Here is a 6853-nt window from a genome sequence, read left to right on the forward strand (position 1 = left end):
GCCCAGGTGCAGGGCACGCCGCGCCACCGCCTGGCGCAGGGCGGGGCGGCCGGCGTCGGCCTTGTTGTATTCGGTCAGGCTGTGTCGGTGCACGCGCGAGGCGCGACCGATCGCCACGCGCAGCCGCTCCTCGTCGAACAGCGTGCTTTGTTCGGGCGCGAAGCCGCCGAAGCTGGCGCGGTCGCCCGGCTGGTGCAGCAGGGCAAAGCTCTCGGAACGGCTCTGGTGCTCCACCAGGAAGCTGCGCTGCGGCGGTGCGCTCAGGCCCGGCTGGGCGATGCGCTGCGCGCGCCGCACGAAGTAGCCCGCCTTGGGCCGTGCCTGCGCCAGGCCTTGTTCTTCGAGCTGGCGGTAGGCCTGTATGGCGGTGGAGATGGAGACGCCGTGCGTCAGCGCCGTCTCGCGCACCGAAGGCAGGCGCTGCCCGGCCTTGAGGGTGCCGCCGTGGATCAGCTGTGCGAGCGCCTGCGCGATCTGCTGGTACAGCGGCTGGGCGGTTTCAGGAGGCAGCGGAACCGGTGGGACCGGGCGCAGCGCGGTGGGCTGGGGCGGCTCGGACATGGCGCTTCCATGCTAACCGAGCCCTGTGCGCTGCCCGCCGCCCGAGGCGCTGCGCGACCGGTACAGATGACCGCCAAACCGGGCACACAGACGGGGCTCTGTGTGCCGTTGGACGCCCGAACTGGTGCGGCTGTGTGTCTGTCGCGGCTGCTGGGAAAACCCGACAGTGGGGCCTCATTCACGAAAGGTTCGCCATGCACACCAAACCGCCTACCCCGACCCGCCTGTTGCCCCAGCAGACCCGCGTGATCCACGCCAGCGCCGGCATGCGCCTGCGGGTGGTCAGTGGCCGGGTCTGGCTCACGCAGCCCCACGTGGCGCAGGACCTGTTCCTCGGTCCGGGCTCGGTGGTCGATCTCTTGCAGGACTGGATCGTGGTCGGTGCCGACGCCGAGCCGGCCGGCACCCGACCCGAGCTGTACAGCGAGTACGTGCTCACCCCGCTGGTGGCGCCAGCACCGGGCTGGTTTCAGCGCTTGAGGAAGTCGCGGATCGCGAACAGGGTCCGGTCCGGGGTTTCGGTCATCTGGTGATGGCCGACCGGCAGGCTCACGACCTGCACCGTTTTGCCGGCTTCTTGGGCCGCCTTGATCAGGCCCTGCGCGGCCCGGGGCTGGGTCATCTGGTCCTGGCCGCCGAGCAGGAACAGCACCGGGGAGGTGAGGGCGGCCATGGCCGCCTCGCCGCCCGCGTAGCGGTCGCAGGCCACGAAGCCGCGGTGGAACACATTCACCTTGGGGTTGCTGCGCAGCACGCGGCGGCCCAGCGCCATGCCGGCGCTGTAGACCCAGGTGCCCGGGCCGAGCGCCGAGGGTGGTGCACACAGCGTGGAGCGCGAGAACACGTTGACCATGGTCAGCGCCTTCTCGGGCTCGTTGAGCGAGGCCTCGATCAGCGCGGGTGAGACCTTCATGGGGAAGGCGGTACCGACCAGCACGGCGTGCGTGATCCTGTCCTTCAGGCGCGCCGCCGCTTCCATGGTGATCAGCGAACCCCAGCTGTGACCGACCAGCGCGGCCTTCTGCACGCCGGCCGCGTCGAGCAGGGCGCCTATGAAGTCGGCCGCTTCTTCGACCGTGGACGGTGCCTCACCGCCGCTCCTGCAGTGACCGGGCAGGTCCACCGCCAGCACGTTCCAGCCGTGGTTGGCCAGGTAACGGCTCTGCAGGATCCACACGCTGTGGTCGTTGAGCACGCCGTGGACGAAGACAACGGTGGGCTTGGCGGGGTCGAAGGCCTTGCCGCCGGTGTAGCAGTAGGTGCTGGCGCCGTTGACTTGGAGTTCCATCACGCACCTGCCTTTTCTGCGGCTTTGAGCGCACGCTTCAAATCGTCGATCAGGTCGTCCGCATCCTCCAGCCCGATGGACAGCCGGATCGTGCCGGGGCCGATGCCGGCACCCGCCAGCGCCTCGTCGCTCATGCGGAAGTGGGTCGTGCTGGCCGGGTGGATCACCAGTGAGCGGCAGTCGCCCACGTTGGCCAGGTGGCTGAAGATCTTCAGCGCTTCGATGAAGGCCTTGCCCTGTGTGCGGCTGCCCTTGATGTCGAAGCTGAACACCGAGCCCGCGCCTCTGGCGCCGTGCTTGAGCAGCTGGTTCGCCAGCGCGTGGCTGGGGTGCGATTCGAGCAGCGGGTGGCCGACGCGGCCCACCAGCGGGTGGCTGGCCAGGAATTGCACCACCTTCTCGGTGTTGCCCATGTGGCGGTCCATGCGCAGCGAGAGCGTTTCCAGCCCCTGCAGGATCAGCCAGGCGCTGTGCGGCGAGAGGCAGGCGCCGAAGTCCCGCAGGCCCTCGCGACGCGCGCGCAGCAGGAAGGCGCCCACGGTGCTTTCCTCGCTGAAGGTCATGCCGTGGAAGCCGTCGTAGGGCTCGGTCAGTTCGGGGAAATTGCCCGAGGCGTCCCAGTCGAAACTGCCGGCGTCCACCACCACGCCACCGATGACGGTGCCGTGGCCGGACAGGAACTTGGTGGCCGAGTGGTAGACCAGATCGGCGCCCAACTCGAACGGTTTGATGAGGTAGGGCGTGGTCAGCGTGGAGTCGACCAGCAGCGGCACTTTCGCCTCGTGCGCGATCTGCGCCACGGTCGGCATGTCCAGCACGTCCAGGCCGGGGTTGCCCACGGTCTCGCCAAAGAACAGCTTCGTGTTCGGGCGCACGGCGGCTTTCCAGCCGTCGATGTCGCCGGGTTTCACGAACGTGGTCTCGATGCCGAAGCGGCGCAGCGTGTAGTGCAGCAGGTTCTGGCTGCCGCCGTACAGCGCGGTGCTGGCGACGATGTGCGAGCCCGCGCCCATGAGGGTGGCGATGGACAGGTGCAGGGCCGCCTGGCCGCTGGCGACCGAAATGGCGCCGATGCCGCCTTCGAGGGCTGCCATGCGCTGCTCGAACACCGCGTTGGTCGGGTTGCTGATGCGGCTGTAGACGTGGCCGGCGCGCTCTAGGTTGAACAACGCGGCGGCGTGGTCGCTGGATTCGAAGACGAAGGAGGTCGTCAGGTGGATGGGCACGGCGCGCGCACCGGTGGTCGGGTCGGGGGCGGCGCCGGCGTGCAGCGCGAGGGTGTCGAAGCCGGGGTCTGAGTAGCCGGGCATGCGTTTGTCTCCAGTGGTTTTGGCGATTATTGTGGGCTATAGTGACCGCACGCCAGAGCACTGGCGACAACCCAGAGACCACACGACGAATCCGAGGAGAACAGCCATGCGAGTCAGTGACATCCTGCGCGTCAAAGGCGGCACGCTCTACACCGTCTCCCCCGACGAACCCCTGACCAAGGCGGTGGACGTCATGGCCCAGTTCGACATCGGCTCGCTGGCGGTCATGGAACACGGTGAACTGGTGGGCATGCTCACCTTCCGCGAGGTGCTGCACACCATCGCCCGCAATGGCGGCAGCGTCGGCAGCAACACCGTGCGCAGCGTGATGGACGACCACCCCATGAGCTGCACGCCGGAAACCGAACTCGAACAGGTGCGCCCCCTCATGCTGGAGCGCCACACCCGCTACATGCCGGTGATGGACGCCAAGATGCTGATGGGCGTGATCAGCTTCTACGACGTCGCCAAGGCGGTGGTGGACAGCCAGAACTTCGAGAACAAGATGCTCAAGGCCTACATCCGCGACTGGCCCGAAGAAGAGACCGGCAAGGCCGAGTCAAACGTGCCCTGATCCGCTGCCGATCCCAGAAAAAACGCCCCGCAAGCCGGGGCGTTTTTGTTTTGGCGCCGGCGTCAGCCTTCGGCGCAATGGATGGCGTCCCGCACCCGCGGGTAGATCTGCTGGTTCCACTTGCGGCCGCTGAACACGCCGTAGTGGCCCACGCCGGTCTGGATGTGGTGGGTCTTGAGGTAGGGGCGCACGCTGGTGCACAGGTCCTGCGCGGCCACCGTCTGGCCGACCGAGCAGATGTCGTCGCGCTCGCCCTCGACCGTCATCAGCGCGGTGCGGCGGATGGCAGCCGGGTTCACCGTGCGGCCCCGGTAGGTCAGCACACCGCGCGGCAGGTCGTAGGTCTGGAACACTTTTTCCACCGTCTCCAGGTAGAACTCGGCCGGCAGGTCGTTGACCGCGAGGTACTCCTCGTAGAAGTTCTGGATGGTGGCGGCTTCCTCCACCCGGCCGTGCTCCAGGTGGTCGTAGATGCTGCGAAACGATTGCTTGTGGCGCTCCGGGTTCATGCTCATGAACGCGCTGAGCTGCACGAAGCCGGGGTAGACGCGGCGCATGAAGCCGGGGTGTGGCAGGGGCACGTGGCTGATCAGGTTCTTCTCGAACCAGTCGATGGGCTTGCTGGTGGCGAGCTTGTTCACTTCGGTCGGGTTGACGCGGCAGTCCACCGGGCCGGCCATCAGTGTGAGGCTGCGCGGCTGGGCGGGGTGGTCGTCTTCGGCCATCACGGCAGTGGCCGCCAGCGCGGCCACACAGGGCTGGCACACCGCCACCAGGTGCGCACCTTCGCCCACCGCTTCGGTGAACCGGATCAGGTAGGCGATGTAGTCGTCCAGGCTGAAGCCGCCGTGGGCCAGCGACACGTCGCGCGCGTTGTGCCAGTCGGTGATGTAGACCTCGTGGTCCTGCAGCAGGGTCTTGGCGGTCTCGCGCAGCAGGGTGGCGAAGTGGCCCGAGAGCGGTGCCACCAGCAGCACCTTGGGTTGTTCCGGCAGATCGGCGTCGGTCTTGCGAAAGCGCAGCAGGGTGCCAAACGGCAGTTTGAGCACCTCTTCTTCGACCACTGGCACGTCGTGTTCACCCACCGTCACCGAATGGATGTTGTAGGGCGGGCGGGTGTGCGTCAGGCGCAGGCGGGCCAGCACGTCGCAGGCGGCGGCCACTTTGCGCACCACCGTGCGCTCGGTTTTCTGCAGCCACAGCGATGCGCTCAGGTGCTGGGCAAACAGCCGCATCGGTGAGGTCAGGTCGGACTGAAGTTGGTAGGCCTGGTACAGCATGTCGGTCTTTCCTGTTGGATGACGCCCCGACTCGCAAGGAATGGACCAGCGCGTACCGCACTGCCACGGTGCGTGTGGAGCGCACAAAGGTGGCACAGGGATTGCTGAGCCACCGCCACCAAGAGGAGCGACACATGGCCAAAGCGGTACTCACGATCAGCAGCAAGAACTATGGCGCCTGGGCTTTGCGCGGCTGGCTCATGTGCAGGCTGGCCAAACTGGACTTCACGGAACACGTGATTTCGCCCGACGATCCGGCCATGAAGGCCGAGATGCTGCTGCTGTCGGCCTCCATGCGCGTGCCCTCGCTGGACCACGACGGCATCCACGTTTGGGATACGCTGGCCATCGGCGAGTACCTCAACGAGATCAAGCCCAAGGCCGGTCTGCTGCCGGCCGACCGCAAGGCCCGGGCGCATTGCCGCGCCATCTGCGGCGAGATGCATTCGGGCTTCTCGGCCCTGCGCAGTTCGCTGCCCATGAACATCAAGGCCCATTTCCCGGGCTTCAAGATCTGGTCGCGTGCGCAGGCGGACATCGAGCGCATCGAAGCCATCTGGAACGAATGCCTGGCGACCTACGGCGGCCCCTACCTGTTCGGCGACAAACCCTGCATCGCCGACGCGATGTTCGCGCCAGTGGTCACCCGCTTCATCACCTACGACGTGCCGCTGGATGCCGCCTGCGTGGCCTACTGCGAACACATCATGGCGTTGCCGGCGATGAAGGAATGGGTGACCGCGGCGGAGGCCGAGCCGGACGAGATCGACGAACTCGACGCGGAGTTTTAGCCCACCCCCGCCGCGCTGCGCGCGACCCCCTCAAGGGGGCGGTGCCTGCGGCCCGGCGGAGCCGGTTCCGCGGCACCTCTGGACTGAAGCACTTCGCTCCGGAAATACCTCAGACCTTGGCCGATCTCAAGGCTCCGTCCAGGGTGTGGGAGGCGGAATCTCGCAGACCGGCTCCACCGGGATGGACTGGAAGTCGGCGGGGCCGACGATTTCCAGGTACTCCATGTCGGGCGAATAGTCGAACAGGTAGTGGCGGATGCCCGGGCGCTGGTGCACCACGTCGCCGGCCTCGACCAACGTCACCTGATCTTCGTACATGAACTTGGCCCAACCCTTGGTCATGACCACGATCTGGAAATCGGCCACGTGGATGTGCCAGCCGGTGCCGCCGTCGGGCGGCAGATTGGCCTTGACCAGGTGTGCGACCACCTTGCCGTGTGTGGCGGCGGCCACGCCCAGGTCGCGGTAGAGGAAGAAGTCGCGCAAACCCCCGCGCACGAATTCGGTCTCTCCGGGTTTGACGTGGGAGAAAAGGGTGCCTGTCTTGTCCAGCATGGTGCGCTCCTTTCGGGTTTGGGGCAGCGAAATGGCTGCGGTTTGTGCGTTGCACAAAGCGCGCCAATCCGCCCGGTGGCCTCGGGGATAATCCCCACCCATGAGCGGCAACACCTTCGGCACCCTGTTTTGCGTCACCAACTTCGGTGAATCCCACGGCACGGCCATCGGCTGCGTGATCGACGGCTGCCCGCCGGGCATGAGCCTGACGGAAGCGGACATCCAGCACGATCTGGACCGCCGCCGCCCCGGCACCAGCAAATTTGTGACCCAGCGCAACGAGCCCGACGCGGTGGAAATCCTGTCGGGCGTGTACGAGGGTCAGACGACCGGCACGCCCATTGCCCTGCTGATCCGCAACACCGACCAGCGCAGCAAGGACTACGTCAACATCCTGCAGACCTTCCGCCCCGGCCACGCCGACTACGCCTACTGGCAGAAGTACGGCGTGCGCGACCCGCGCGGCGGCGGCCGCAGCTCGGCCCGCCTGACCG

9 protein-coding genes are annotated in these 6853 nt (G+C 67.1%); 4 read left to right on the top strand and 5 right to left on the bottom strand.

The window, feature by feature from the left end; translation table 11 throughout:
* Positions 1-561, bottom strand: a 561-nt coding sequence (locus ACR2JA_RS19975; protein WP_434010805.1) for a GntR family transcriptional regulator, incomplete at its 3' end; no start/stop codon positions are given.
* A 194-nt stretch (positions 562-755) separates the two neighbouring features.
* On the opposite strand from ACR2JA_RS19975, the gene ACR2JA_RS19980 reads away from it, so the two are divergent.
* Positions 756-1094 (top strand): DUF2917 domain-containing protein, encoded by a 339-nt coding sequence (locus ACR2JA_RS19980; protein WP_434010806.1) that lies wholly within the window; start codon positions 756-758, stop codon positions 1092-1094.
* Here the strand turns inward: ACR2JA_RS19980 and ACR2JA_RS19985 are convergent.
* Both ACR2JA_RS19985 and ACR2JA_RS19990 read right to left on the bottom strand, forming a co-directional pair.
* A complete protein-coding gene (locus ACR2JA_RS19985) occupies positions 1031-1849 on the bottom strand; it encodes an alpha/beta fold hydrolase (protein ID WP_434010807.1) in 819 nt (272 codons plus the stop codon). The two genes, ACR2JA_RS19980 and ACR2JA_RS19985, sit on opposite strands and share 64 nt — an antisense overlap.
* Complete coding sequence (locus ACR2JA_RS19990) at positions 1849-3159, bottom strand: O-acetylhomoserine aminocarboxypropyltransferase (protein ID WP_434010808.1); 1311 nt, start codon at positions 3157-3159, stop codon at positions 1849-1851. Before ACR2JA_RS19990 ends, ACR2JA_RS19985 begins: the two co-directional genes overlap by 1 nt.
* A gap of 106 nt (positions 3160-3265) precedes the next feature.
* On the opposite strand from ACR2JA_RS19990, the gene ACR2JA_RS19995 reads away from it, so the two are divergent.
* Positions 3266-3733 carry a CBS domain-containing protein gene (locus ACR2JA_RS19995; RefSeq protein WP_434010809.1) on the top strand — a complete coding sequence of 156 codons (468 nt, stop codon included), beginning with the start codon at positions 3266-3268 and terminating at the stop codon, positions 3731-3733.
* A 62-nt stretch (positions 3734-3795) separates the two neighbouring features.
* Here the strand turns inward: ACR2JA_RS19995 and ACR2JA_RS20000 are convergent, their stop codons facing one another.
* A complete protein-coding gene (locus ACR2JA_RS20000; RefSeq protein WP_434010810.1) occupies positions 3796-5013 on the bottom strand; it encodes a polyhydroxyalkanoate depolymerase in 1218 nt (405 codons plus the stop codon).
* Between the two features lie 134 nt (positions 5014-5147).
* On the opposite strand from ACR2JA_RS20000, the gene ACR2JA_RS20005 reads away from it, so the two are divergent.
* Positions 5148-5804, top strand: a complete 657-nt coding sequence (locus tag ACR2JA_RS20005) for a glutathione S-transferase (RefSeq protein ID WP_434010811.1) — start codon at positions 5148-5150, stop codon at positions 5802-5804.
* A 126-nt stretch (positions 5805-5930) separates the two neighbouring features.
* On the opposite strand, the gene ACR2JA_RS20010 is transcribed toward ACR2JA_RS20005, so the two are convergent.
* Positions 5931-6359 carry a cupin domain-containing protein gene (locus tag ACR2JA_RS20010; protein ID WP_434010812.1) on the bottom strand — a complete coding sequence of 143 codons (429 nt, stop codon included), beginning with the start codon at positions 6357-6359 and terminating at the stop codon, positions 5931-5933.
* Positions 6360-6459: 100 nt separating this feature from the next.
* Here ACR2JA_RS20010 and ACR2JA_RS20015 point away from each other — a divergent pair.
* On the top strand, positions 6460-6853 hold a 394-nt coding region (locus ACR2JA_RS20015; protein ID WP_434010813.1), incomplete at its 3' end, for a chorismate synthase.

The organism is Hydrogenophaga sp. (assembly GCF_051007235.1).
Classification (GTDB): domain Bacteria; phylum Pseudomonadota; class Gammaproteobacteria; order Burkholderiales; family Burkholderiaceae_C; genus Hydrogenophaga.

Bases quoted from the DNA above. Each gene is read 5' to 3' on its own strand.
- ACR2JA_RS19980 (WP_434010806.1), top strand. From the start codon at position 756: ATGCACACCAAACCGCCTACCCCGACCCGCCTGTTGCCCCAGCAGACC.
- ACR2JA_RS19985 (WP_434010807.1), bottom strand. From the start codon at position 1,849: ATGGAACTCCAAGTCAACGGCGCCAGCACCTACTGCTACACCGGCGGC.
- ACR2JA_RS19990 (WP_434010808.1), bottom strand. From the start codon at position 3,159: ATGCCCGGCTACTCAGACCCCGGCTTCGACACCCTCGCGCTGCACGCC.
- ACR2JA_RS19995 (WP_434010809.1), top strand. From the start codon at position 3,266: ATGCGAGTCAGTGACATCCTGCGCGTCAAAGGCGGCACGCTCTACACC.
- ACR2JA_RS20000 (WP_434010810.1), bottom strand. From the start codon at position 5,013: ATGCTGTACCAGGCCTACCAACTTCAGTCCGACCTGACCTCACCGATG.
- ACR2JA_RS20005 (WP_434010811.1), top strand. From the start codon at position 5,148: ATGGCCAAAGCGGTACTCACGATCAGCAGCAAGAACTATGGCGCCTGG.
- ACR2JA_RS20010 (WP_434010812.1), bottom strand. From the start codon at position 6,359: ATGCTGGACAAGACAGGCACCCTTTTCTCCCACGTCAAACCCGGAGAG.